The sequence below is a fragment of the Actinocatenispora rupis genome (assembly GCF_016861975.1).
GTDB lineage: Bacteria > Actinomycetota > Actinomycetes > Mycobacteriales > Micromonosporaceae > Actinocatenispora > Actinocatenispora rupis.
This window is the reverse complement of sequence record NZ_BOMB01000001.1, coordinates 575,468-599,690: the sequence shown is the minus strand read 5'-3', so window position 1 is coordinate 599,690 and position 24,223 is coordinate 575,468. Positions and strand designations below refer to the sequence as shown.

23 protein-coding genes and 1 pseudogene are annotated in these 24,223 nt (G+C 71.7%); 5 read left to right on the top strand and 19 right to left on the bottom strand.

Annotation, left to right across the window (positions count from 1 at the left end):
• The first annotated feature begins 36 nt into the window (after positions 1 to 36).
• Positions 37 to 579, top strand: coding sequence for a TetR/AcrR family transcriptional regulator (locus Aru02nite_RS02680; protein ID WP_203654531.1), 543 nt, complete (start codon positions 37 to 39; stop codon positions 577 to 579).
• Between the two features lie 8 nt (positions 580 to 587).
• Here Aru02nite_RS02680 and Aru02nite_RS02675 read toward each other — a convergent pair whose 3' ends face one another.
• Genes Aru02nite_RS02675 through Aru02nite_RS02665 form a run of 3 tightly spaced genes read right to left on the bottom strand, consistent with a single transcriptional unit; the run spans position 588 to position 2,903 of the window.
• The gene (locus Aru02nite_RS02675; protein WP_203654529.1) at positions 588 to 1,259 is read right to left on the bottom strand and encodes a response regulator; all 672 of its coding nucleotides are present in this window, start codon (positions 1,257 to 1,259) and stop codon (positions 588 to 590) included.
• Positions 1,256 to 2,404, bottom strand: coding sequence for a sensor histidine kinase (locus Aru02nite_RS02670; protein WP_203654527.1), 1,149 nt, complete (start codon positions 2,402 to 2,404; stop codon positions 1,256 to 1,258). The genes Aru02nite_RS02675 and Aru02nite_RS02670 overlap by 4 nt, the downstream gene beginning before the upstream one ends.
• A 7-nt stretch (positions 2,405 to 2,411) precedes the next feature.
• Positions 2,412 to 2,903, bottom strand: coding sequence for a hypothetical protein (locus Aru02nite_RS02665; RefSeq protein WP_203654525.1), 492 nt, complete (start codon positions 2,901 to 2,903; stop codon positions 2,412 to 2,414).
• Between the two features lie 189 nt (positions 2,904 to 3,092).
• Here Aru02nite_RS02665 and Aru02nite_RS02660 point away from each other — a divergent pair, with 189 nt between their 5' ends.
• The gene (locus tag Aru02nite_RS02660) at positions 3,093 to 3,917 is read left to right on the top strand and encodes a sulfotransferase family protein (RefSeq protein ID WP_203654523.1); all 825 of its coding nucleotides are present in this window, start codon (positions 3,093 to 3,095) and stop codon (positions 3,915 to 3,917) included.
• A gap of 81 nt (positions 3,918 to 3,998) precedes the next feature.
• Positions 3,999 to 4,553: a DUF6069 family protein gene (locus Aru02nite_RS02655; protein WP_203654522.1), complete on the top strand. Its 555-nt coding sequence runs from the start codon at positions 3,999 to 4,001 to the stop codon at positions 4,551 to 4,553.
• A gap of 46 nt (positions 4,554 to 4,599) precedes the next feature.
• Here the strand turns inward: Aru02nite_RS02655 and Aru02nite_RS02650 are convergent, their stop codons facing one another.
• On the bottom strand, positions 4,600 to 4,974 hold the full coding sequence (locus tag Aru02nite_RS02650; RefSeq protein WP_203654521.1) for a nuclear transport factor 2 family protein: 375 nt from the start codon (positions 4,972 to 4,974) through the stop codon (positions 4,600 to 4,602).
• Between the two features lie 87 nt (positions 4,975 to 5,061).
• Here Aru02nite_RS02650 and Aru02nite_RS02645 point away from each other — a divergent pair, with 87 nt between their 5' ends.
• On the top strand, positions 5,062 to 5,829 hold the full coding sequence (locus tag Aru02nite_RS02645; protein WP_203654520.1) for a helix-turn-helix domain-containing protein: 768 nt from the start codon (positions 5,062 to 5,064) through the stop codon (positions 5,827 to 5,829).
• 94 nt (positions 5,830 to 5,923) lie between these two features.
• Here Aru02nite_RS02645 and aspS read toward each other — a convergent pair whose 3' ends face one another.
• From aspS to Aru02nite_RS02630, 3 genes are all read right to left on the bottom strand, one after another.
• On the bottom strand, positions 5,924 to 7,738 hold the full coding sequence (gene aspS, locus Aru02nite_RS02640) for an aspartate--tRNA ligase (RefSeq protein ID WP_203654519.1): 1,815 nt from the start codon (positions 7,736 to 7,738) through the stop codon (positions 5,924 to 5,926).
• 50 nt (positions 7,739 to 7,788) lie between these two features.
• Positions 7,789 to 9,114 carry a histidine--tRNA ligase gene (hisS, locus tag Aru02nite_RS02635; protein ID WP_203654518.1) on the bottom strand — a complete coding sequence of 442 codons (1,326 nt, stop codon included), beginning with the start codon at positions 9,112 to 9,114 and terminating at the stop codon, positions 7,789 to 7,791.
• Positions 9,115 to 9,177: 63 nt separating this feature from the next.
• On the bottom strand, positions 9,178 to 9,912 hold the full coding sequence (locus Aru02nite_RS02630; protein ID WP_203654517.1) for an MBL fold metallo-hydrolase: 735 nt from the start codon (positions 9,910 to 9,912) through the stop codon (positions 9,178 to 9,180).
• A gap of 343 nt (positions 9,913 to 10,255) precedes the next feature.
• Here Aru02nite_RS02630 and Aru02nite_RS02625 point away from each other — a divergent pair, with 343 nt between their 5' ends.
• Positions 10,256 to 11,113, top strand: a complete 858-nt coding sequence (locus Aru02nite_RS02625) for a peptidylprolyl isomerase (RefSeq protein WP_239076325.1) — start codon at positions 10,256 to 10,258, stop codon at positions 11,111 to 11,113.
• Between the two features lie 345 nt (positions 11,114 to 11,458).
• Here the strand turns inward: Aru02nite_RS02625 and Aru02nite_RS02620 are convergent, their stop codons facing one another.
• The 12 genes and pseudogenes from Aru02nite_RS02620 to Aru02nite_RS02565 all read right to left on the bottom strand — a co-directional run bounded on the left by Aru02nite_RS02620 (position 11,459) and on the right by Aru02nite_RS02565 (position 24,091).
• Positions 11,459 to 13,879 carry a RelA/SpoT family protein gene (locus tag Aru02nite_RS02620; protein WP_203654515.1) on the bottom strand — a complete coding sequence of 807 codons (2,421 nt, stop codon included), beginning with the start codon at positions 13,877 to 13,879 and terminating at the stop codon, positions 11,459 to 11,461.
• Between the two features lie 192 nt (positions 13,880 to 14,071).
• Entirely contained in the window at positions 14,072 to 14,617 is a 546-nt protein-coding gene (locus tag Aru02nite_RS02615; protein WP_203654617.1) for an adenine phosphoribosyltransferase, read from the bottom strand.
• Positions 14,618 to 14,714: 97 nt separating this feature from the next.
• The gene (gene secF, locus Aru02nite_RS02610) at positions 14,715 to 15,914 is read right to left on the bottom strand and encodes a protein translocase subunit SecF (protein ID WP_203654513.1); all 1,200 of its coding nucleotides are present in this window, start codon (positions 15,912 to 15,914) and stop codon (positions 14,715 to 14,717) included.
• Position 15,915: 1 nt separating this feature from the next.
• On the bottom strand, positions 15,916 to 17,802 hold the full coding sequence (gene secD / locus Aru02nite_RS02605) for a protein translocase subunit SecD (RefSeq protein WP_203654511.1): 1,887 nt from the start codon (positions 17,800 to 17,802) through the stop codon (positions 15,916 to 15,918).
• 394 nt (positions 17,803 to 18,196) lie between these two features.
• A pseudogene (gene yajC, locus Aru02nite_RS37425) lies at positions 18,197 to 18,550 on the bottom strand (preprotein translocase subunit YajC); the annotation flags it as partial.
• Between the two features lie 98 nt (positions 18,551 to 18,648).
• Positions 18,649 to 19,716 carry a Holliday junction branch migration DNA helicase RuvB gene (gene ruvB, locus Aru02nite_RS02595; RefSeq protein WP_203654507.1) on the bottom strand — a complete coding sequence of 356 codons (1,068 nt, stop codon included), beginning with the start codon at positions 19,714 to 19,716 and terminating at the stop codon, positions 18,649 to 18,651.
• Positions 19,713 to 20,342, bottom strand: coding sequence for a Holliday junction branch migration protein RuvA (gene ruvA, locus Aru02nite_RS02590; RefSeq protein ID WP_203654505.1), 630 nt, complete (start codon positions 20,340 to 20,342; stop codon positions 19,713 to 19,715). Before ruvA ends, ruvB begins: the two co-directional genes overlap by 4 nt.
• Entirely contained in the window at positions 20,339 to 20,884 is a 546-nt protein-coding gene (ruvC, locus tag Aru02nite_RS02585; RefSeq protein WP_203654504.1) for a crossover junction endodeoxyribonuclease RuvC, read from the bottom strand. Before ruvC ends, ruvA begins: the two co-directional genes overlap by 4 nt.
• Before the next feature lie 85 nt (positions 20,885 to 20,969).
• Positions 20,970 to 21,719, bottom strand: coding sequence for a YebC/PmpR family DNA-binding transcriptional regulator (locus tag Aru02nite_RS02580; protein WP_203654503.1), 750 nt, complete (start codon positions 21,717 to 21,719; stop codon positions 20,970 to 20,972).
• 141 nt (positions 21,720 to 21,860) lie between these two features.
• The gene (gene pdxT / locus Aru02nite_RS02575; protein WP_239076343.1) at positions 21,861 to 22,451 is read right to left on the bottom strand and encodes a pyridoxal 5'-phosphate synthase glutaminase subunit PdxT; all 591 of its coding nucleotides are present in this window, start codon (positions 22,449 to 22,451) and stop codon (positions 21,861 to 21,863) included.
• 71 nt (positions 22,452 to 22,522) lie between these two features.
• On the bottom strand, positions 22,523 to 23,434 hold the full coding sequence (gene pdxS / locus Aru02nite_RS02570; protein WP_203654501.1) for a pyridoxal 5'-phosphate synthase lyase subunit PdxS: 912 nt from the start codon (positions 23,432 to 23,434) through the stop codon (positions 22,523 to 22,525).
• A gap of 126 nt (positions 23,435 to 23,560) precedes the next feature.
• Positions 23,561 to 24,091 (bottom strand): hypothetical protein, encoded by a 531-nt coding sequence (locus tag Aru02nite_RS02565; protein ID WP_203654500.1) that lies wholly within the window; start codon positions 24,089 to 24,091, stop codon positions 23,561 to 23,563.
• Positions 24,092 to 24,223 lie beyond the last annotated feature (132 nt).

Genomic DNA, 24,223 nt, shown 5'->3' with positions numbered 1-24,223 from the left:
CTGTAGTGGCGATGACTACCCCTGTAGTGTCGGGTCATGTCCGACCGTCGTACCCGGGTGCTCGACGCGGCCATCACCGTGCTCGGCACCGCCGGCCTGCGCCAGCTCACCCACCGCGCCGCGGACGCCGCCGCCGACCTGCCCGCCGGCTCCACCTCGAACCTGTTCCGCACCCGCGACGCGCTGCTCACCGGCGTACTCGACCGGTTGCTCGAACGCGAGACGGCCGTCTGGTCCCGGCTCGCCGATCCGGCGCCGCCGCGTACCGCGGAGGAGTTCGTGCGCGCGATCGCCGTGCTGCTGGCCGATCTCACCGGCCCGCACCGCGAACTGACGCTCGCCCGGCACGCGGCGTTCCACGAGGCGGCGTTCCGGCCGCACCTGCAGCGCCGCATCGCCCGCGCCCAGGACGAACTCACCAGCTACGGCACCGTACTGCTCGCGCCGCTCGGGCTGCCCGACCCCGCCGCGGCGATACCGGGGCTGATGGCGCTGATCGACGGCCTGCTGCTACGCCAGCTGGCCAACCCGGACCCGGACTTCGACCCGACGCCCGCGCTCGCCGCGTACCTGACCTGACAGCCCGCTCACCCCGCCAGACCGTGCCGGTACGCGTACGCCACGGCCTGCGCGCGGTCGCGTACCCCGGTCTTCGCGAACACGTGGTTGACGTGCGTCTTCACGGTCGCCTCGCTGACCACCAGGGACCGCGCGATCTCGCCGTTCGACAGGCCGGCCGCGATCAGCGACAGCACCTCGACCTCCCGGTCGGTCAACCCGTCCGGCGGTACGCCCACCGTCGGCGCCGCGTGCGCCGGCAGCATCTCCAGCAACCGCCGCTGGACGTCCGGGTCGAGGTCGGCCTGCCCCGACGCCACCCGCCGTACGGCCCGGGCCACCTCCTCGGCGCCCGCGTCCTTCGTCAGGTACCCGCGGGCCCCGGCGCGCAGCGCGGCCAGCACGCTCTCGTCGTCCGCGTACGTGGTCAGGACGACGACCTGGGAGCGCGGATGGTCACGCCGTACCAGCCGGGTCGCCTCCACGCCGTCGCAGCGCGGCATCCGCAGGTCCATCAGTACGACGTCGGGGTCGTGCGCGGCGACCGCTGCCACCGCCGCCACCCCGTCCGCGGCGGTGGCGACCACCTCGACGCCGTCGGTCAACGACAGCATCAGCTCGATGCCGTCGCGTACGACACGCTGGTCGTCGGCCACGACAACCCGGATCGGCCGCTCGTCCACCGCGCTCCCCTCGGTCACGTCGGGATGCGCAGCCGGACCCGGAACCCTCCGTCGCCGTACGGGCCCGCCGACAGTGCCCCGCCGAGCAGTTCGGCGCGCTCCCGCATCCCGGCAAGACCGTACCCGGCACCGGTGGTCGCCAGGCCGAGGCCACCCTCCCGGGCACCGGTGTCGGCGATCTCCACGCTCGTCTCGTCCGCCGCGTACCGCAGGCGTACCGAGACGGACGCGCCCGGCGCGTGCTTGCGCGCGTTCGTCAGCGCCTCCTGCACCGTACGCACGATCGCCAGGGACACCTCGGGCCCCAGATCGCGCGCCGCGCCCTCGCTCGCGTACGTGGCGCCGGAGTCGGCGGCGAGCGCGGGCAGCGCCTCGTCCAGCGGCCGGGCCCGGCCACGCAGCGACTCCAGCGCCCGGCGGGTCTCCTCCAGCCCGTCCCGGGCCAGCCGCTGCGCCTGCTCGACGCGGGTCAGTACGGCGGGGGTGTCGGCGCCGCGGGACAGCAGCAACCGCGCCCCCTCCAGCTGTACGACCTGCGCGGACAGCGTGTGCGCGAGGATGTCGTGGATCTCCCGGGCGAGCCGCTGCCGTTCGGCGAGCAGTTCCGCGCGGGCGGTGGCCTCCCGGGCCTGCCGTTCCGACTCCAGCAGGCGCTCGGCGTCCGCGGCGCGCTGCCGGGCACTGCGCATCGTGTACGCCAGGATGGCCATGCCCATGCAGCTGCCGAGCTGACCGACCACCGCCGGCGCGCCGAACGAGAACCAGCCGACCACGACCATCGCGACGACCAGAGCGGACGAGAAGGCCAGCGCCCACCGGGCCGGCAGCCGGATGATCGCCCAGAACACCCCGAAGATCACCGGTACCCAGCCGAGCCAGCTGTGTACCAGCGCCATGAGTGCCAGCCCGCACGCGGCGTACAGGCAGACGCTGGCGACGGTCAGCCACCAGTGCCGCCGGCCGAGCAGCTGGCCGCCGACGACCACCGCGGTGCCGCCGACGGCCACCAGGACCGCGGTCACGGGCCGGTGCTCGGCGGGTACCGACACCAGGGAGATGGCCACCCACGCCAGCAGACTCACCATCCGCACGGCGGTACGCCGCGGCGACGTCGGGTTGCCCGGAAGGAACAACCCGCCGTCGCGTACGCCGTCGGCGCTCACGGCTGCCTCAGACCCGCTGCGGCTGCGCCCCGAGCAGGCCGCCGCGCCGGGCCACGATCAGGTTCTGCGCGCCAATGGTGACGGCAGCGAACAGCATCGCCTCGGCGACGCCCTCCGGCGCACCCAGCGACGCCGCGCCGAACGCCAGCGCCACCCGTACGGCGAGGGACACGATCCACAGCACCATCGTCCACCTGTTGCCGCGGGTGACGACCGAGTTGTCCGGACCGGGGCGTACGGCCATGGTCGCCGCCCGCGCGAAGCCGAGTACGACGGCGAGGACGAGACCGGCGGCGAACAGGCCCACGCCGAGGCCGGAGGACAGGTCGTGGCCGAGCGTCCGGCCGTTCACGACCGCGACCACCACGAAGATCAGCGGCATGACCGCCAGGCGCCGCGGTGTCCAGGTCCGCTCGCCCACCTGGCGGGAGATGATCCAGACCAGCAGGACGAGCCCGAGAAACCCGTACAGCAGGTACGTGACGGTCTGGGACGACATGGGTGCTCCATCGGTACGAGAGGGACGTGTCTTCGACGTCCCCGACGCTACGGATCGGCGCCGCGGCGCACATCGGCGCCGGGATGGGTCCGCGGGCTCAACCCCAGGGTTGAGGTGCCGCGCTGGGCATGCCGTACGCCGGGTGAACGCACAGCAAAATGATCAGTTCGGGTTCTAGCGTCCGGCGCGATGTCCATGAAGCGAACGATCAACCAGGCCCTCGCCCGCACCCTCGGATACCAGCTGGTCCGGGTGCGTGGCACCGGCAACGGCCACCGCGTCACCCGCACGGACCGGCTGCTGCACTCCCCCGTCTTCATCCTCTCCTCGGTACGCAGCGGCTCGACCCTGCTGCGCGCCGTCCTCGGCAGCCACTCCACCCTGTACTCCCCGCACGAGCTGCACCTGCCGGACGTCACCGCCACCGTGTCCGGCTGGTACGCGGAGCAGGCGATGGCCGAACTCGGCTTCGACCGTACGGAGCTGACGGCGCTGCTGCGCGACCGGCTGCTCGACGCGGCGCTGCACCGCAGCGGCAAGACGACGCTGGTGGAGAAGACCCCGAACCACGTCTTCGCGTACCGGTCGCTGGCCGACACCTGGCGCGACGCGCGGTTCATCTTCCTGCTGCGCCACCCCGCGGCGATCCACCGCTCCTGGCGGGAGGCACGCCCGACGATGACCGCCGACGACGCCGCCACCGACGTCCTCCGGTACCTGACGGCCCTGCAGGAGGCGCGCACCGAACTGACCGGCATCGACGTCCGGTACGAGGACCTCACCGCCGAGCCGGAACGCGAGACCCGGCGGCTGTGCGCCTGGCTCGGCGTCGACTGGGAACCCGCCATGCTGGAGTACGGCCAGCGCGGGCAGACGCGGTTCCGCCGGGGCCTCGGCGACTGGAGCGGGAAGATCAACTCGGGTGCGGTACAGGCCGCCCGGCCGACCCCCGGCGACGTACCCGAGGCGCTGCGCGACATCTGCCGCGCCTGGGGCTACCCCGTACCGGACTGAGTGGGCCGTCACCGGGGTGCACTTCCGCGACAGATGCTCGATGATGGGTGGTGACACCCGTTCGTCGCCGCGGAGGTGGCTGTGACCTGGTATGGCTCGGCGTCACCGGACCCGCAGCGGTCCGAACCGGACGCCGATCAGACGCGGCAGATCAGCCCGCCCGCCGCGCCCGCGCCACCGCGGCGCCAGCCGGTCTTCAACCCGACCCGGCTGTGGACCGGCGGCGTCGTCACCGCGCTCATCGCGGCACTGCTCGCCGTCGTCGGCTTCCTCATCGTCGGCAACGTGCTCGGCATGACCATCCTCGGCGTCAAGCCGAGCGGCCAGCCGTTCACCCCTTCCATGATCGGGTACGCCTTCGCCGGCGCGGTCGCGTCGCTGCTGGCCACCGCGGTGATGCACCTGCTGCTCGTCGGCACGCCCCGACCGCTGTTCTACTTCGGCTGGATCGGCGCGCTGTGCACCGCGATCCTCGTGCTCATCCCGCTCGGCATCCACCAGCGGGAGGGCGGCTGGCTCGCCGTCGCGCCCACCGCGGTCATCAACCTGATCGGCGGCATCGCCATCACCGCGATCGTCCGCGGCACGGCCGCCGCCAGCCTCACCCGCCGTACCGGCCTGCCGCCGGTCCGCTGACGGCCTGGACCCGGCCGCGGCCACGTCGCGGCCGGGTTCCCTGCCGTCAGAACATCCCGTGCGGCGTCGACGCCTCCTCCGGTACGGGCTGGACGACGTCCCAGTGCTCGGCGATCAGCCCGTCGGCCAGCCGCCAGATGTCGACCACCGCCGTACCGCGGGGCTCGTCGGGCGTCGTCATCCGGTAGTGCAGCACCACGTACGCGCCGTCGGCGACGACCCGCCGCAGGTCGAGCGCCGCGCCCGCGACCGGCGCCGTACGCAGGAAGTCGACGAACGCGTCGCGCCCGGACGGGTTGCCGGGACTGTGCTCCACGAAGTCCGGTGCCAGCACGTCCCGCAGATGCTCCAGGTTCCCCCGGGCGAACTCCTGGAACGCGGTGAGCACGATCGTCCGGTTCCGTTCCGTTTCCTTGGTCATGCCACCAGCCTCGGCCCTCGCCGGGCACCACGGCCATGACCAGTTGGGTCATGGCCGCGCCGACCGGCGCCCGGCTAGGCTCGCCGCGTGCCGACGATCGGAACCCTGCTGCGCGAGTGGCGGCACCGCCGCGGCCTCAGCCAGCTCGCCCTGTCGGAGCTTTCCGGCGTCTCCACCCGCTATCTGTCCACTGTGGAGACCGGCCGGTCCACCCCCAGCCGGCAGCTCGTCCTGCACCTCGCCGACCAGCTGTCGGTACCGCTGCGCGAGCGCAACGCGCTGCTCGTCGCCGCCGGGTACGCCCCGGTCTACCGGCACCGCACCCTCGACGACGCGGACATGGCCGCCGCACGGACCGCGCTGCGCCGCATCCTCGACGCGCACCTGCCGTACCCGGCGGTCGTGGTGGACCGGCACTGGACGCTCGTCGACAGCAACGCCGCGGCCCGCGTCTTCCTCGACGGCGCCGCCGCGGACCTGCTCGTACCACCGGTCAACATGCTCCGGCTCGGCCTGCACCCGGACGGCCTCGCCCCGCGCATCGCCAATGTCGACCAGGTACGCGCCGGGCTACTCGGGCGGCTGCGCCGGCAGATCGCCGCCACCGGCGACCCGGTGCTGAGCGCCCTGCACGACGAACTGGCGCCCGACGCGCCGACCGGCCCGCCGCCCGTACCGGCGCCGCACGACATCACCATGCCGATCCGGATCCGTTACGGCACAACCGAACTGGCCCTGTTCGGTACGCTGACGATGTTCGGCACGCCGCAGGACGTCACGCTCGACGAGCTCGTCGTCGAGCTGTACTACCCGGCCGACGACCACACCGCCGCGGCGCTGCGCGCGCTGCCGTAGCGCCCCGCCGGCCGGGCGACCCACAACGTCCACATCGGACTGTCCAGTGTGGAACGACCGCGCGGATCCGGCCGACCGGATCCGCGCGACGGTGTCACTGCGCCGGGTCGGCCTTCGGCTTCGGCTTCGCGTCCACACCGGCCTCCCGGCGCTGCTGCGGGGTGATCGGCGTCGGCGCGCCGGTCAGCGGATCGAACCCGCCGCCCGACTTCGGGAACGCGATCACGTCCCGGATGCTGTCCACACCGGCCAGCAGCATGCACACCCGGTCCCAGCCGAACGCGATGCCGCCGTGCGGCGGCGGGCCGTACTTGAACGCCTCCAACAGGAAGCCGAACTTCTCGGCCGCGTCGTCCGGCGTGATGCCCAGCAGGTCGAACACCCGCCGCTGCACCTCGTCCTGGTGGATACGGATCGAGCCGCCGCCGATCTCGTTCCCGTTGCACACGATGTCGTACGCGTACGCCAGGGCGCGGCCCGGGTCCTGCTCGAACGAGTCCAGCCACTCGGCGGTCGGCGAGGTGAACGGGTGGTGCACCGCGGTCCACGACCCCGACCCGACGGCCACGTCGTCGCTCGACTCCACCGGCAGGAACATCGGCGCGTCGGTGACCCAGCAGAACGCCCACGCGTTCTCGTCCACCAGCCCGGTACGCCGGGCGATCTCCTGCCGCGCCGCGCCCAGCAGCTCCTGCGCGCCGATCCGCTCCCCCGCCGCGAAGAACACCGCGTCGCCCGGCTTCGCGCCGACCGCGTCGGCCAGCCCGGCCAGGTGCTCCTCGGACAGGTTCTTCGCCACCGGACCCTTCGGCGCGCCCGACTCCCCGTCGAACACCACGTACGCCAGGCCCTTGGCGCCGCGCGCCTTCGCCCAGTCCTGCCAGCCGTCCAGCTCCTTGCGGGACTGGCCCGCGCCGCCGGGCATCACCACGGCACCCACGTACCCACCGGCGGCGATCGCGCCCGCGAACACCCGGAACTCGGTGCCCCGCAGGTACTCGGTCAGCTCGGTGAGCGTCAGGTCGTACCGCAGGTCGGGCTTGTCCGAGCCGTAGCGGTCCATGGCGTCGTGCCAGGTGATGCGCGGGATCGGGCGCGGGATCTCGACCCCGGCCAGCTCCTTCCACAGCGCCGCGGTGATCTCCTCGCCGACCTCGATCACGTCGTCCTGCGTCACGAACGACATCTCGATGTCGAGCTGGGTGAACTCCGGCTGCCGGTCGGCGCGGAAGTCCTCGTCCCGGTAGCAGCGGGCGATCTGGTAGTAGCGCTCCATCCCGGCCACCATCAGCAGCTGCTTGAACAGCTGCGGCGACTGGGGCAGCGCGTACCAGCTGCCGGGCTGGAGTCGGACCGGGACCAGGAAGTCGCGGGCGCCCTCCGGCGTGGACCGCGTCAACGTCGGCGTCTCGATCTCCACGAAGTCGCGCTCGCCGAGCACCCCGCGGGCGATCCGGTTCGCGTCACTGCGCAGCCGCAACGCCGCCGCCGGCCCCGACCGCCGCAGATCCAGATACCGGTACTTGAGGCGCGCCTCCTCGCCGACCCCGACGTGCTCGTCGATCGGGAACGGCAGCGGCGCCGACTCGCTCAGTACGTCCAGCTCGGTGACGGTCAGCTCCACCTCGCCGGTGGGCAGCTCCGGGTTCTCGTTGCCGGCGGGGCGGCGCTCGACCGTGCCCACGATCCGCACGCAGAACTCGCTGCGCAGCACGTGCGCGGCGGACGCGGCGGTGTCGGCCTCGGCGCTGCCGCCGCGGAACACGACCTGTACCACGCCCGACGCGTCCCGCAGGTCGACGAAGATGACCCCGCCGTGGTCCCGGCGGCGGGCCACCCAGCCGGCCAGCGTGACCTGGTGTCCGATGTGCTCGGCGCGCAGCGTGCCTGCCGCCTGGGTGCGGATCACGAGCTGTCTCCTTCGAAGATCGTGTCTCTGGTACCGAATTCTTCCAGCCGTCAGCCGGCGACGATCCGCGGGTGCAGGTCCTCGGCCGGCGGCTGCCAGGTCGCCGGGTCGACGGGGACCTGCTCGCCGGACCGGATGTCGCGGATCTGCACGCCGTCCTCGCCCGGGAACGCCACGAACGGGATGCCGCGCCGCTGCGCGAACCGGATCTGCTTGCCGTACTTCTGCGCCGCCGGCGCCACCTCGGTCGCGATCCCCCGCCGCCGCAGTGCCATGGCGAGCCGGTCGCAGTCGGCGCGGGACTCGTCGTTCGGCAGCGCCACCAGGACGCAGGTCGGCACCGTACGCGTCGCGGTCAGCTCCTCACGACCCAGCAGCCGCCCCAGGATCCGGGACACGCCGATCGACAACCCCACCCCCGGGTACGACTCGTCCCCCGAACTGGCCAGGTTGTCGTACCGGCCGCCCGAGCAGATCGAGCCCAGCGACTCGCTGCCGGCCAGGAACGTCTCGTACACGGTGCCGGTGTAGTAGTCGAGGCCGCGGGCGATCTTCAGGTCGGCGACGAGCAGGCCCGGCGCGTGCTCGGCCGCCGCCTCGACGACCGCGACCAGCTCCTCGACACCGGTGTCCAGCAGCGGATCGGTGACGCCCAGCGCCGCGACGCGGTCCGCGAACGACGCGTCCGGCGTACTGATCTCGGCCAGCGCCAGGCACGCCTTCGCCTGCGCGTCGCTCGCGCCGAGTACCGCGGTCAGCTGCTCGGCGACCGCCGCCGGACCGATCTTGTCGATCTTGTCGACGATCCGGATGGCCTCCATCGGGTCGGACAGCCCCAGCCCGGTGTAGAAGCCCTGGCACAGCTTCCGGTTGTTGACGTGCATGGTCACCGCCGGCAGCGGCAGCGCGCGCAGCGCGTCCGCGATCACCAGCGGCAGCTCCACCTCGTAGTGCGCGGGCAGCGTGTCCCGGTCCACGATGTCGATGTCCGCCTGCAGGAACTCCCGGTACCGGCCCTCCTGCGGCCGCTCACCCCGCCAGCACGGCTGGATCTGGTACCGCCGGAACGGGAACTGGAGCTTCCCCGCGTTCTCCAGCACGTACCGGGCGAACGGCACGGTCAGGTCGAAGTGCAGCCCCAGGCCCGAGTCGGACGGGTCGTCGGCGTCGGCCTGCAGCCGGCGCAGCACGTACACCTCCTTGGAGGTCTCGCCCTTGCGCAGCAACTGGTCCATCGGTTCGACGGCGCGGGTGGTCAGCGGGGCGAACCCGTACAGCTCGAACGTGCGGCGCAGCGTCTCGACGACCTGGCGCTCGACGATCTGCCCGGCGGGCAGCCACTCCGGGAACCCGCTCAACGGGGTCGGCTTGCTCATGTGGAACCTCTCGGCGTGTCACGGCCGCCGCGTACCACGCGGCGCAAGAAAAGGGGGTCGTGGTCAGTCGCCGGCGAGCACACCCGGATCCTGCAGGTACGGATTGGTGTGGCGCTCGCGGCCGATCGTGGTGTGCGGGCCGTGCCCGGGCAGGACGGCGACGGTGTCCGCGAGCGGCAGGACCCGCCGGCGGAGACTGTCGGCCATCTGCTCGGCACTGCCGCCCGGCAGGTCGACGCGTCCGACGGAGCCGGCGAACACCACGTCCCCCGCGAAGCAGACCTCGCTGGCCTCCACCAGCTCGGGCCGCTCCGGCAGCTCGGCGCCCGTGCGCCGCACGCCACCAGGGACGCGGAACATCACCGACCCCCTGGTATGGCCCGGGGCGTGGTCCACCGCGAACTCCAGCCCCGCCAGCCGTACCGCGGCGCCGTCGGACAGGTCGGCCACGTCGTCCGGCTCGGTCGACACCAGGCCACCGGGCAGCTGGTGCAGGGCCGCGGCGAGCTGGGGCGACAGCCCCGACGCCGGGTCCGCGAGCATCTTCCGGTCCGCCGGATGGATGTACGCCGTGATCCCGTTCGCCCCGCACACCGGCACCACCGAGTACGTGTGGTCGATGTGGCCGTGGGTCAGCAGCACCGCCACCGGCCGCAACCGGTGCTCGGCGACCACCTCGGCCAGCCGGTCGGCGACACCGATGCCGGGGTCGACGATCACGCACTCCTCGCCGGCGTCGGGCGCCACGACATAGCAGTTCGTCCCGAACACGGTGTCGGGGAACCCGGCGACGAGCATGACGTCCTTCCTGGCACGGTCTCCGGCGGTGGTGCCGCGGGGCGCGGAACCCGGCAGACTCGAAGAACAACACTACCGGCGTACGCACCGGGCCCGGCCGCAAGGCCGCGCAGCGCGGCCGGCGGGCCGTGCAGCGCGGCCGGCGGGCCGTGTACGGATGGTTCACAGGCGACCGTTATGCATTTGTTCCGACCCGGCCCGCGCGCCGGCCGATCACGGTTGGTTAACCTTTGACGCTGGGCCCGGCGACGTGTGCGCCCGACCCTGTCGGCGCACCGACCCATTTGTCCGCGTGTCGCCGTGCCTGACGTCCTTGCTGATCGACCGGGGAGGGGAGCTCACGGTGGCTTCCAGTAGGAACCGCCAGCGCGCACTGGCCCGCGCGAAGCTGGAGCGGCAGATGGCCCGCCGCGCCGCGACCGCGCGCAAACGCCGGCAGACCCTGGCGATCATCGGCATCGTCGCCGCGGTCCTCGTCGTCGGTGGCGGCACCGGTGCCTTCATCTGGGCGAACGCCGGCAAGGACACCAAGAAGAAGGCGTCCGCATCGGCCAGCGCGACCGCGACGCCGGCCGCCGCCAGCTGCTACAAGAAGGCGACGGCGCAGAGCGGGCAGAAGCTCAAGGACGTCGGGATGCCGAGCAACACCGACGTACCGAAGAGCGGCACGCAGACGATGACGATCAAGGCGAACATCGGCGAGATCGACGTCAAGCTCGACACCGCCAAGGCGCCGTGCAACGTCAACAGCTTCGCGTACCTGGCGGGCAAGAAGTTCTTCGACAAGACCACCTGCCACCGGATGACGACGAAGGCGTCCGGCCTGGAGGTGCTCCAGTGCGGCGACCCGTCCGGCACCGGCTCCGGCGGCCCGACGTACACCGTGAAGGACGAGAACCTGCCGACCGGCAAGAAGCCGACGTACCCGACGGGCACGGTCGCGGTGGCCAACACCGGCCAGGCCGGCTCCGGCAGCAGCCAGTTCTTCATCGTGTACGGCAACAGTGACCTGCCCGCGAGCTACACCGTGATCGGTACCGTGACCAAGGGCCTCGACAAGGTCCAGGCGGTCGCGAAGAAGGGCGTCACCGGTGCGAACGCCGCCAAGGGCGACGGCGCGCCGAAGGAGAAGGTGACCATCGACAGCCTGCGGGTGAGCGCCGCGACCGGCGCCAGCCCGTCGCCCAGCGGCAAGAGCTGACCAGCTCCGACACGACGATCGGGCCGGTACCGCCAAGCGCGGTGCCGGCCCGATCCGTGTGCGGTCAGTGCTCGGTGGTCAGATGCCGCAGGATCGCCGTGAGATGCGCGTCGGGCACCTCGTCCGGCTCCGGCGCACGGTGACTGCCCGTACGCACCGGAATCCGTCGCGGCAGTTCCCCTCCGCCGCCCTGAGCCCGGCCGGAACCGGGAACTGGCTGGTCAGGGTCGTCAGTCATGGCACCTCCGGCATCCGCTCCCCAGGTCACGGATTGTCCATCCTAGGCGCTCATGCAACCTGCATGCGACAAGACACGCAACCGTACGGCGGGGCCAGCGCGCCGGCTCAGGCGCCCGACGTCACCCGGTACGCGTCGTACACCCCGTCGACCTTGCGGACGGTCTTCAGCAGGTGACCGAGGTGCTTCGGATCGGCCATCTCGAACGTGAACCGGCTGACCGCGACCCGGTCCCGCGTCGTGGTGACCGTCGCGGACAGGATGTTGACCTTCTCCTCGGACAGCACCTTCGTCACGTCGGCGAGCAGCCGGTGCCGGTCCAGCGCCTCCACCTGTATCGCCACCAGGAACGTCGACGCCGCGCTCGGCTTCCAGCTCACCTCGACCAGCCGGTGCGGCTGCCGGCGCAGCTCCGCCGCGTTCGTGCAGTCGGTACGGTGCACGCTGATGCCGCCGGAGTGCGTCACGAAGCCGAGGATGTCGTCGCCCGGCACCGGGGTGCAGCAGCGCGCCAGCTTGACCCACACGTCGCTGGCGCCCGCCACGACCACACCCGGGTCGTACGACCGGCCGCGGTTGCGCGGTGGGCGGGTCGGCACCGCCGTCTCGGCGATGTCCTCGACCGCGCCCTCCTCGCCCCCGTACGCGGCGACGAGGCGCTGCACGACCGCCTGCGCGGAGACCTGGTTCTCGCCGACCGCCGCGTACAGGCTGGACACGTCGGTGTGGTGCAGGTCCCGGGCGATCGCGGTCAGCGCGTCCGCGGTCAGCATCCGCTGCAACGGCAGGCCCTGCTTGCGCATGGCACGGACGATCTCGTCCTTGCCGGTGTCGATCGCCTCTTCCCGGCGCTCCTTGTTGAAGTACTGCCGGATCTTGGTACGCGCGCGCGGGCTCGCCACGAAGCCGAGCCAGTCGTGCGACGGCCCGGCGGTCTCGGACTTCGACGTGAAGATCTCGACCACGTCGCCGTTCGCGAGCTGCGACTCCAGCGGCACCAGCTTGCCGTTCACCCGGGCGCCGATGCACTTGTGCCCGACCTCGGTGTGCACCGCGTACGCGAAGTCGACCGGGGTGGAGCCCTTGGGCAGCGCGATCACGTCGCCCTTGGGCGTGAAGACGTACACCTCCTGGCTGGACAGGTCGTAGCGCAGCGAGTCCAGGAACTCGCTGGGGTCGCTCGCCTCCCGCTGCCAGTCGAGGAGCTGCCGCAGCCACGCCATCTCGTCGATGTGCGCCGGCGGCCCGACGATCGTCGCGTCCTTGTTCTCCTTGTACTTCCAGTGCGCGGCGATGCCGTACTCCGCGGTGCGGTGCATCGCGAACGTCCGGATCTGCAGCTCCACCGGCTTGCCGGTCGGCCCGATCACCGTCGTGTGCAGCGACTGGTACATGTTGAACTTCGGCATCGCGATGTAGTCCTTGAACCGGCCCGGCACGGGCTGCCAGTTCGCGTGGACCACGCCGAGCGCCGCGTAGCAGTCCCGGACCGTGTCGACCAGGACCCGCACCCCGACCAGGTCGTAGATGTCGGTGAAGTCCCGGCCCCGCACGATCATCTTCTGGTACACGGAGTAGAGGTGCTTCGGCCGGCCGACCACCTGCGCCTTGAGCTTCGCCCCACGCAGGTCCGTCTTGACCTTGTCCGTCACCTCGGCCAGCAGCGCGTCCCGCTGCGGCGTGTGGTCGGCGACCAGCCGGGCGATCTCCTCGTACCGCTTCGGGTAGAGGGTCGCGAAGGCCAGGTCCTCCAGCTCCCACTTGATGGTGTTCATGCCCAGCCGGTGCGCCAGCGGGGCCAGGATCTCCAGCGTCTCGCGCGCCTTCTGCTCCTGCTTCGGCCGCGGCAGGAACGTCAGCGTCCGCATGTTGTGCAGCCGGTCGGCCAGCTTGATCACCAGGACGCGCGGGTCCTTGGCCATCGCGATGACCATCTTGCGGATCGTCTCCGCCTTCGCCGCGTCGCCCAGCTTGACCTTGTCCAGCTTGGTCACGCCGTCGACCAGCAGCGCCACCTCGCCGCCGAAGTCGCGCTGCATGTCCGGCAGCGTGTAGCTGGTGTCCTCGATCGTGTCGTGCAGCAGCGCCGCCACCAGCGTCGTGGTGTCCATGCCCAGCTCGGACAGGATCTGCGCGACCGCCAGCGGATGCGTGATGTACGGGTCGCCCGACTTCCGGAACTGACCCGTGTGGTACCTCGCGGCCACGTCGTACGCGTGCTGGAGCTCGCGGACGTCGGCCTTCGGGTGACTCGCCCGGTGCGTGGCCACCAGCGGCTCCAGCACCTCGGACACCTGCGGCGTCTGCCACGGCGCGTTGAACCGGGCCAGCCTCGCCCGCACCCGCCGCCCGGTGGGCGCGCTGGACAGCGCCGACGACGGTGCGGGCTCGTCGCCCGCCGACCGGTCCGGTGCCGCCGGCGGCGTCGGCCGCCCCGCGGGTACACCATCACGACGGTCGGCGGGTTCGGCCGCCGGTCCGGGCGCGACCTCGGCGGGACGCTCCGGCCGCACGCTCCGCTCAGACAACGCACACCCCTGACAGGCGAAGGTTTCACCACCCGTGAATCCACCGTACGGCGGATCCGGGTGCCCATCGTATCCCGCGTCACTCCGGCCGGATCGGCTCCACGACATCCGGCGCGAACACCACCCGGACGGTACGCCAACGCCGGACGACGCCAACCGGGCGGATCCGACCGCCCGGGGCCGGAGCCGGCCTCAGACCGTCAGCAGCGCGTGCACCGGGCGCGGCGCCAGCCGCTGCCGGCCACCCAGGAACCCCAGCTCCAGCAGCACGCTGAAGCCGGCCACCCGCCCGCCGGCCCGCTCGACCAGGTCGAGGCTGGCCTCCGCGGTGCCACCGGTGGCCAGCACGTCGTCGACCACCAGTACCCGCTCGCCCGCGTGGAACGCGTCGGCGTGCACCTCCAGCGTCGCCTCCCCGTACTCCAGCGCGTACGACGCGGCGACGGTGTTCCGGGGCAGCTTGCCGGCCTTGCGCACGGGCACCACACCGGTGCCCGTCGCGTACGCCACGGCGGCGGCGATGACGAACCCGCGCGCCTCCACGCCGGCCACCACGTCGAACGACTCCACCCCGTGGTACGCGATGATGGCGTCGATCGCCCGCCGGAACCCGGTCGGATCCGCGAACAGCGGGGTGAGGTCCTTGAACATCACCCCGGACTGCGGGAAGTCCGGCACGTCGAGCACGTGCTCGGACACCCCGGCCGCCACGTCCGGACCGCTGTCGCCCGCCGGGATGGCGGACGACCCGTCCTGCTGTTCGCGGTCGTCGTACTCGGCGCGCGATTCCACCCCGGTCACCTGAACGTACCTACCCTCGTGTGATCGTGTGCGGTCAGGTACGGCGCTTCGTGCCCGGACGACCGCCGCCGCCCTTGCCGCCGCGGCGCCGGCCCGAGGGCCGGGTGGTCGGGCGGGCTCCCGGCCGCGGCGCCGACCCGGCGAGCACCCGCTCGCCCGCCGCGGTGGTCTCCTCGGTCTCGGACTTCTCGCCCGCCGCCGCCTCGTCCGCGTCGGCCCCGTCCTTCTCCGCCGCCTCGCTGCGACGCCGGCGGGTGGTCTCGCCGCTCGCCCGCTTCGCCAGTACGCGAGCGGTGTGCGCCCGGATCCGCGGATCCCGGTTCTTCAGGTCGACCAGGATCGGCGCGGCCAGGAAGACCGACGAGTACGTGCCGGACAGCATGCCGACGAACAGCACCAGGCCCAGGTCCTTGAGCGTGCCCGCGCCGAGCAGCCCGGCGCCGATGAACAGCAGGCCCGCCACCGGCAGCAACGCGATCACGGTCGTGTTGATCGACCGCATCAGCGTCTGGTTGACCGCCAGGTTCGTCGCCTCGCCGTACGTCATGCGGCTGCTCGCCGTGATGCCCCGGGTGTTCTCGTGCACCTTGTCGAAGACCACGACCAGGTCGTACAGCGAGAAGCCGAGGATGGTGAGCAGACCGATGATCGTGTTCGGCGTGACCTCCCAGCCGACCAGCGAGTAGACCACCGCCGCGACGAACAGGTCGTGGATCACCGAGGCGAACGCCGCGACCGCCATCCGCCACTCGAACCGGAAGATCAGGTACACGACCACCAGGGCGAGGAACACCGCCAGCGCGATCAGCGCCTGCCGGGTGATCTGCGCGCCCCAGGCACCGCTCACCGAGGACTCGCTGATCTGGTTCAGCGGGATGTGCAGCGCGCTGCTGACGTGCTCCTTGACGTCGGTCGCCTGCTGCGGCGTCAGGCTCTTCGTCTTGATCAGGAACGTCGGATGGCTGCCGCCGACCGACTGTCCGGTGACGACCTCGGCGCCGCCGGCCGCGACCGCCGACTTCGCGTCGGCCAGGCTCACCGACGCCGTCTTCGGGACCTGGAACTCCTCACCGCCGGAGAAGTCGATGCCGAGGGTGAAGCCGCGCAGCGCGAAGCTGGCGATGCCGATGACCACGATCGCCAGGGTCACCAGGTAGAAGATCTTGCGGTGGCCGATGACGTTCAGCCCGGCCTCACCGCGGTACAGGCGGTGGGCAAGCCCGTTCCTGCTCACGTCAGGCCTCCTTCGGCGTGGTACGGCCGGACCGGCGCTTCTTCGGCTCGTCGTCGTCCTTGCTGTGCTCCAGCACCCGGCCCAGGCCGGACACCCGCGGCGACAGGAACGCGCGACTGCGTGCGAACAGCGTCATGATCGGATGCCGGAACAGGAACACGACCATGAGGTCCAGAATCGTCGCCAACCCCAGCGCGAACGCGAAGCCCTTCACGGAACCCGCGGACAGGAAGTACAGCACCGCGGCACAGAGAATGGTGATCGCGTTGGCCGAGATGATCGTACGGCGGGCGCGTGCCCACGCCCGGGGCACCGCACTGCGCGGACTTCGACCGTCCCGGATCTCGTCCTTGAGCCGCTCGAAGTAGATGACGAACGAGTCGGCGGCCACACCCAACGACACCACGAAGCCCGCGAAGCCGGCAAGGGTCAGCGTCAACCCGGGGTTGCGTCCGAGCAGGATCAACGCCGCGAACACCAGCAGACCCGACAGTACGAGGCTCAGGAAGATGACCACGCCGAGCAGCCGGTAGTAGAACAGCGAGTAGACCACGACGATCAGCAGACCGATCGCGGCGGCGATCAGACCCGCCTCCAGCTGACTGGTACCGAGCGTCGCGGAGATCTGCGTCGCCTCACCCTGGCTGAAGGTCAACGGCAGCGCGCCGTACTTCAGCTGGTTGGCCAGGATCGACGCCGAGTCCTGCGAGAAGCTGCCGCTGATCTCGGCGTCGCCGGGGATCACGCTGGTGATCGCCGGGGCCGACACCACGCGGGTGTCCAGCACGATCGCCACGCGGCAGTGCCCGGACTGGTCGAGGCTCGCCTGCTGGCACTTGTTGCCGGTGTTGTCGTACGCCTCCTTGGTCAGGTTCGTCCACTTGGACTGACCCGGACCCTTGAAGGAGAGCACGACCTTCCAGCCGCCCTGCTGCTGGTCGTACGTGTAGTCGGCGCTCTTGACGTCGGTGCCCTGCACCTTCGCCTTGTCCAGCAACAGCTTCGTGGCCGCGCCCGAACTGGAGTCGCAGGAGACGGCCTGCTGGTTCACGGCGTCGATCGAACCGGCGGGCCGCGCGTCGAGCTGCTTGCAGGTGATCTGCGGGATGTTGAACTGCATGCTCGCCGGCAGCACCGCCACCTCGGCCGGGGTCAGCTTCCGGAACGGCTTGAGCACCGCCTCGGCCTGCGGACCGGCCTGCGCCACCACGTCGGGGCTGGTGACCTGCTCGGCCGCCAGGTACGCGTTGCCGAGCTTCTTCTTCACCGAGGCGAGCAGCTTCTTCTTCTGCTCGCCGGTCACCGCGGGCGCACCGTTGTCGGTGGGCGTCGGGCTCGCGTTCGCGGCGCCGCTCTTGCTCGGCGACGCGCTGGGGCTGGACTTCGGGCTGGCGCTCGCACTCGCCTTCGCGCTGGCCTTCGGGCTGGCGGAACCGCTCGGCTTCGGGCTCGCGCTGCCGCTCTTGCTCGGCGTCGGGGTCGGCTTCGCGGTCTGCGCACCGGTGTCCTGCGCCTGGTTGAGCACCTTGCGGAACCGCAGCTGGGCCGGCGCGCCGACCTGCTTGATCGCGTCCGAGTTCTGGCCGGCCACCGAGACGACGATGTTGTTGCTGCCCTCGGTGACGACCTCGGGCTCGGCGATGCCGAGGCCGTTGACGCGCTGCTCGATGATCGAGCGGGCCTCTTCGAGGCTCGTCTTCGACGGCGCCTTCCCGTCCGGGGTCTGCGCGATCAGGGTGAGGGTGGTGCCACCCACCAGATCGAGACCGAGCCGCGGCTTCAGCTTCTGATGCACGTCGCCGATCGCACCGGGCCCGGTGAAGAACACCAGCGCGTACAGCACGACGAAGATGCCACCCAGCACGGCCAGGTACCGGGACGGATGCATCCGACCCCTCGGAGGTGGTGCCACGACCTGTTGTCTCCTGCCTCGAAGTCCCACATGCGGGTGCCGGACCCCATGCACCTCGGATCGGGGTCCGACCGGGTCGGTGTCGTCACCGCGACACGTCGCGTGATTCAGCGCTGATTGTGCAGTACCGCACTCGGCGTCCGATCACCGGGCGGACCTACTCCGCGGGGCCCGGCGACACTGCTGCCGGGCCGTACCGCGGAGGACGTCAGTTGGCGGTCGGGTCGCGCGGCAGAGCCTGGTTGGACGCCGCGACCTCTTCCTTCTCCTTGCCCTTCTTCTTGGCGCCGTCGGCCTTCGCGGGCTCGTCGTCCTCGACCTCGGCGACCTCGGGCTCGGCGACCTCGTCGGTCTCCTCGACGTACTCCTCGTCGACCTCGTCCTCGTCCTCTTCCTCGACCTCGGCGGCCGGGGTGACGACGCGGGCGATGGCGCCCTTGGCGTAACGGTTGGTGACGCCCGGCGAGACCTCGATGGTGATGGTCTCGTCGTCGGAGTCCACGATCGTGCCGTACAGCCCGCCGAGGGTCATGATCTCGGCGCCGATGCCGGCGTTGGACTGCATCTGCTGCTGCTCACGCTTCCGCTTCTGCTGCGGGCGGATGAGCAGGAAGTACATCGCGACGATCATGAGGACGAACAGCAGGATCATCGTCCAGCTGCTGCCACCGCCGCTCTTTGCGGCCGCCAAGGGCTGTGCGAAAAGCACTGTGGACCTTCCCATATTCTCTGGTGTAGACCGGCCGGAGTCTAGCCGGTCAGTCTTCGCGAACCCTGAGCGGCGTAGGTCACGGTCCAGTCACGGCTCACGTGTCGGTTGATTCACGTATCGGCGAACAAGCCCGGCTGCGAGCCAGGTCCCTCCCCGGCCGGGTTCGCACCGAACGTCCCCGGTGGCGGCGTGCGGCCCAGGTGTTCCCACGCCGCGGGGGTCGCCACCCGACCCCTCGGAGTACGCGCCAGCAGTCCGGCCCGGACCAGGAACGGCTCGCACACCTCCTCGACAGTATCCGGTTGCTCGCCGACCGCCACCGCCAAGGTGCTGAGGCCCACGGGACCGCCCCCGAACGACGACACCAAAGCGGTCAGCACGGCACGGTCCAGCCGATCCAACCCACGTCGGTCCACGTCGTACACCGTGAGGGCGGCGCGGGCGACGTCCAGGGTGACCACCCCGTCGGCCCGTACCTCGGCGAAGTCCCGGACCCGGCGCAGCAGCCGGTTCGCGATCCGCGGCGTGCCCCGGGAACGACCGGCGATCTCCGCCGCGCCGTCCGCGGTCAGCTCCACCCCCAGGATCCGCGCCGACCGGACAAGCAGCGCGTCGAGCTGGTCGGCGGTATAGAAGTCCAGATGCGCGACGAAACCGAACCGGTCCCGCATCGGGCTCGTCAGCAGGCCCGACCGGGTCGTGGCGCCGACCAGCGTGAACGGCTCCACGTCCAGCGGGATCGCGGTCGCGCCCGGGCCCTTGCCGACGACCACGTCGACCCGGAAGTCCTCCATCGCGCTGTACAGCAGCTCCTCGGCGGGACGGGCGATGCGGTGGATCTCGTCGATGAACAGTACGTCGCCCGGGCCGAGGCTGGTCAACATCGCCGCCAGGTCGCCGGACCGCTCGATCGCCGGACCGCTCGTCACCCGCAGCGCCGAACCCAGCTCCGCCGCCACGATGTTCGCCAGCGTGGTCTTGCCCAGGCCGGGCGGACCGGCCAGCAGGATGTGGTCCGGCGGGTCGCCGCGGCGGGTGGCGCCGGCGATCAGCAGCTGCAACTGCTCACGGACCCGGTCCTGCGCGATGAACTCGGCCAGCCGGCGCGGCCGTACGGTCGCCTCGGCCTGGACCTCCTCGGCCGACACGTACGCCGAGACGGGGCTGTCGTCGGTCACCGGGGCCGCCCGAGATGCCGGATCGCCTGCTTCAACAGCACCGGTACGGCCGGGGTCGGCTCACCGTCCGGCAGCGTGCCGGCCACCGCGGACACCGCCGTACTCGCGTCCTTCGCCGACCAGCCGAGGCCCACCAGGCCCTGTGCCACCTGCTCCTGCCACGCCGCGGCCGGCGCACCCGCCGCCGGCTCGTCGGCCCTGTCCGCGACCGGCACCGGACCGATCCGCTCCTTCAGCTCCAGCACCATCCGCTCGGCCACCTTCTTACCCACCCCCGGTACCCGGGTCAGGGTCGGGATGTCCTTCGTGGCGAGGGCGCGCCGCACCGTGGTCGGGTCGAGAACGCCGATGATCGCCTGCGCCAGCTTCGGCCCCACCCCCGACGCCGTCTGCAACAGCTCGAACAGGCCGCGCTCCTCGGCGTCGGAGAACCCGTACAGCGTCAGGGAATCCTCGCGGACGACGAGGCTGGTGTGCAGCGTGGCGTCGGTGCCGACGCGCAGCTTGGCCAGGGTGCCCGGCGCGCACTGCACGGCGAACCCGAGACCGCCGGAACCGCCGCCGATGTCGACGATCGCCTGGTTCGGTCCCAGGGCGGTCACCTGACCGCGGACGGTCGAGATCATCGCCGGCCTCCCCATGCTCGTGCGGACCCGCGCCGCCCGCCGCCCAGCGCCGCCGCCAGCCGGGCCTGCGCACCACCACGCCAGATGTGACAGATCGCCAGCGCCAGCGCGTCGGCCGCGTCGGCCGGTCGGGGCGCCTCGGCCAGCCGGAGCAACCGGGTCACCATCGTCGTCACCTGCGCCTTGTCCGCCGTGCCCGAACCGGTCACCGCGGCCTTCACCTCGCTCGGCGTGTACGTCGTGACCGGCACGCCGGCGCGCGCCCCGGCCAGGATCGCGACCGCACTGGCCTGCGCGGTGCCGATGACGGTCTGCGTGTTGTGCTGACTGAACACCCGCTCGACCGCGACCGCCTCCGGCCGGTGCTCCCGCACCAGAGCGCCGAGCCGCTCGTCGAGCGTCAGCAGGCGGGCCGGCAACTCCGCGTCCGACGGGGTGCGGACCACCTCGACCGCGACGATCTCGCAGGCGCCGCCGGGCCGACCGGACACCACGCCCACGCCGCAGCGGGTCAGGCCGGGGTCGACCCCGAGCACCAACACGACAGAGTCCTCCTCGAACGTCAGTTCGAGGAGGACTCTACCGGTCCGGGTACGGGCGCGCCGTGGACGACACGCCTGCGCCCGTTCAGTCGATCGCGGCCAGTACCTCGTCGGCGACATCGGCGTTGGTGAACACGTTCTGCACGTCGTCGCAGTCCTCCAGCGCGTCGACGAGCTTGAACACCTTGCGCGCGCCCTCCTCGTCCAGCGGGACGCTCACGCTGGGCAGGAAGCTCGCCTCGGCCGACTCGTAGTCGATGCCGACGTCCTGCAGCGCGGAACGCACCGCGACCAGGTCGGTCGCCTCGCTGACCACCTCGAACTCCTCGCCGAGGTCGTTGACCTCCTCGGCGCCGGCGTCGAGCACCGCGGTCAGTACGTCGTCCTCGGACAGCTCACCCTTGCCGACCAGCACCACGCCCTTGCGAGTGAACAGGTACGACACGGAGCCGGCGTCGGCCAGGTTGCCGCCGTTGCGCGTCAGCGCCGTCCGTACCTCGCTCGCGGCGCGGTTGCGGTTGTCGGTGAGGCACTCGATCAGCAGGGCGACACCGTTCGGGCCGTAGCCCTCGTACATGATGGTCTGCCAGTCGGCGCCGCCGCCCTCCTGGCCGGAGCCCCGCTTGACCGCACGGTCGATGTTGTCGTTCGGGACGGAGCTCTTCTTCGCCTTCTGGATGGCGTCGTACAGCGTGGGGTTGCCGGCGGGGTCACCGCCGCCGGTGCGCGCCGCGACCTCGATGTTCTTGATCAGCTTGGCGAACATCTTGCCGCGCTTGGCGTCGATGACCGCCTTCTTGTGCTTGGTCGTGGCCCACTTGGAGTGCCCGGACATTCACCTCTCCGTCCCCGACGGCGCCCACCGTCATGCGCGCGTCAGCATGCCACACGCCGACCGCACCGAGTTTCCGCCCTCGTGCTCGCTTTGTCCTTCTACGACCGGGCCCGTCCCCCGCCGGGCGCGGACCGCCGCGGCTCAGCGCGCCGCGCGGACCAGATCCACGAAGAACCGATGGACACGGAGGTCGCCGGTCAGCTCCGGGTGGAACGCGGTGGCGAGCAGGTTGCCCTGTCGTACCGCGACGATCCTACCGTCGGCCGGACCGCCCTCCACGCGGGCAAGCACCTCCACGCCCGGACCGACCGATTCGACCCAGGGCGCGCGGATGAACACCGCGTGGAACGGCTCGCCGGCGATGCCCGACACCGACAGCGACGTCTCGAACGAGTCGACCTGCCGGCCGAAGGCGTTGCGCCGCACCACCATGTCGATCCCGCCGAACGACCGCTGGTCCAAACGCCCGTCGAGGACCGTCTCCGCCAGCATGATCATGCCGGCACACGACCCGTACACCGGCATGCCGGCGGCGATGCGGGCCCGGATCGGCTCCAACAGCTCGAACGCGACGGCCAGGTTGCTCATCGTCGTCGACTCGCCGCCCGGTACGACGAGCGCGTCGACCTGGGCCAGCTCCGCCGGACGGCGCACCGCCAGCGCGGTGACGTCGTCGGCGGCCACCGCGCGCAGGTGCTCGCGTACGTCGCCCTGCAGGGCGAGTACGCCGATGGTGAGACGGCCCGTGGCCGGGGCGGAGTCGACCCCGGCCGGGGCGAGGCGGGTACTGGTCACGCGGGGTGTCACCAACCGCGCTCGGCGAGCCGGTGCGGCTCCGGGATGTCGTCGACGTTGATGCCGACCATCGCCTCGCCGAGACCGCGCGACACCTTGGCGAGCACGTCGGGGTCGTCGTGGAACGTGGTGGCCTTGACGATCGCCGCGGCGCGCTTGGCCGGGTCGCCCGACTTGAAGATGCCGGAACCGACGAACACGCCCTCGGCGCCGAGCTGCATCATCATCGCGGCGTCGGCCGGGGTGGCGATGCCGCCGGCGGTGAACAGCACGACCGGCAGCTTGCCGGTGCGGGCGATCTCGGCGACCAGCTCGTACGGCGCCTGCAGCTCCTTGGCGGCGACGAACAGCTCGTCCGGCGCCATCGCCGTCAGCTGGCGGATCTCGGCACGGATCTTGCGCATGTGGGTGGTCGCGTTGGACACGTCACCGGTGCCGGCCTCGCCCTTGGAACGGATCATGGCCGCGCCCTCGGTGATCCGGCGCAGCGCCTCGCCCAGGTTCGTCGCGCCGCACACGAACGGCACGGTGAACTGCCACTTGTCGATGTGGTTGGCGTAGTCGGCCGGGGTGAGGACCTCGGACTCGTCGACGTAGTCGACGCCGAGCGACTGGAGCACCTGCGCCTCGACGAAGTGGCCGATCCGGGCCTTCGCCATCACCGGGATCGAGACGGCGCCGATGATGCCGTCGATCAGGTCCGGGTCGCTCATCCGGGCAACGCCGCCCTGGGCGCGGATGTCGGCCGGCACGCGCTCCAGCGCCATGACGGCGACGGCGCCGGCGTCCTCGGCGATCTTCGCCTGCTCGGCGGTGACCACGTCCATGATCACGCCGCCCTTGAGCATCTCGGCCATGCCGCGCTTGACCCGCGCGGTGCCGGTGCCGGTGGCGTTCTCGGTGGTCGGTTCGGTGGTCACGCCGACGCGCTCCTTTGCGTTGTTCTGACGGGGTCTGCGGCGGCCTGCCGGGCGAGGTTCCGGCCCGGAAACCACCCTTCATCCTACCCTCGGGCCGCGGCGTTCCCGCTGGTCGAGAGGTGCGCTTCACACACCGCCGGTGCCGACCGAGAGTACGCCGGTGGGCTCGCCGGGGCTCGGGTCGTCGATGTCGAAGTACGCGGGGGCCGGGTGGCGGCGGGCCAACCGGACCAACCGGACTATCCGCTGCCGCCGTACGCCCAGCGCGTCGCGCACGAGGTCGGTGTGCACCTGGCGGGCCAGGGCGACACGACGCCCGACCGAGTCCAGATCGTCGACCATGTCCGGATCGTCCGGGTCGAGCTGGCGCAGCCGGCGGGTCAGCTCGTTCTCCGCGGCCTCCCGGTCCGGCGGCGCCGAGTCGACCGCGGTACGCGCGGCGGACCGGACCGCGGCCGCGCCGCTGTCGTCCGGGCGGGCGACGAGAACCCGCTCGGCGACCGCCGCGGCGAGTACGGCACGGCGGCGCAGCTGCGCGTCCAACGCCGTACTCGCGCCGGCGGCGCGCGCGTGCAACCGGTCGACCCGCGCGGCGAGCCAGGTCAGGTACGTGGCCCCGAGGACCACCAGCGCGACGACCGCCACCACCCACCACACGAGCGGAATCCTAGCCGGCACGGTCCGGCGCCGGGCGCGGTCCGCGGCCGATCTGGCTCAACGTTGCCGGGATGTGGCCCGACGGAACAGGTCGCGTGCCCGGCGCAGGCCCGGCGTGTCGTCCTGCGCCTC